Source organism: Neisseria sp. P0009.S007, assembly GCF_051962515.1.
Genome location: NZ_JBQCVF010000644.1, coordinates 1 through 915, shown reverse-complemented (window position 1 = coordinate 915; position 915 = coordinate 1). Strand labels below are relative to the sequence as shown.

Sequence of the window (915 nt, the reverse complement as noted above, 5' to 3'; positions counted from 1 at the left end):
CCAAATCAGAAAGCCTATTTATCATGACTGCTCTGAAAAACGACACTTTCCTCCGCGCCCTGCTCAAACAGCCTGTCGAATACACGCCCATCTGGATGATGCGCCAAGCCGGACGCTATCTGCCTGAATACAAAGCCACACGCGCACGCGCAGGCAGCTTTCTCGATTTGTGTAAAAACACCGAGCTGGCAACCGAAGTTACCATCCAGCCTTTAGAACGTTTTGATCTGGACGCAGCGATTCTGTTTTCCGACATTCTGACCGTACCCGACGCCATGGGTTTGGGTCTGTATTTTGCCGAAGGCGAAGGCCCGAAATTTGAACGTGCCTTGCAACACGAAGCCGACATTGCCAAACTGCAAGTTCCCGATATGGAAAAACTGCAATACGTCTTTGACGCAGTAACTTCCATCCGTAAAGCACTGGGCGGCCGCGTGCCACTCATCGGCTTCTCCGGCAGCCCGTTCACACTCGCCTGCTACATGGTCGAAGGCGGCAGCAGCAAAGAATTCCGCACCATCAAAACAATGATGTATTCGCGCCCTGATTTACTGCATAAAATCCTCGACACCAACGCCCAAGCCGTTACCGCTTATCTCAATGCCCAAATCGATGCCGGCGCACAAGCCGTACAAATTTTCGATACTTGGGGCGGCGTGTTGAGCGATGCCGCATTTAAAGAATTCAGCCTGAAGTACATCCGACAAATCGTTGCCGGACTCAAACGCGAAAGCGAAGGCCGCCGCGTGCCTGTTATCGTATTTGCCAAAGGCGGCGGCTTATGGCTGGAAAGCATGGCAGAAATCGGCGCAGACGCATTGGGCCTGGACTGGACCTGCAACATCGGCGAAGCACGCCGTCGCGTCGGCGAACAAGTTGCCCTGCAAGGCAACTTCGACCCGTTTGCCCTCTTCG

Annotated in this window: 1 protein-coding gene; it reads left to right on the top strand. The window is 53.9% G+C overall.

Annotated features, from left to right (window positions below; genetic code table 11):
- Nucleotides 1-23 precede the first annotated feature (23 nt).
- Nucleotides 24-915 (top strand): uroporphyrinogen decarboxylase (gene hemE / locus ACTHS3_RS15395; RefSeq protein WP_440368422.1); only part of this gene is annotated, 892 nt, incomplete at its 3' end.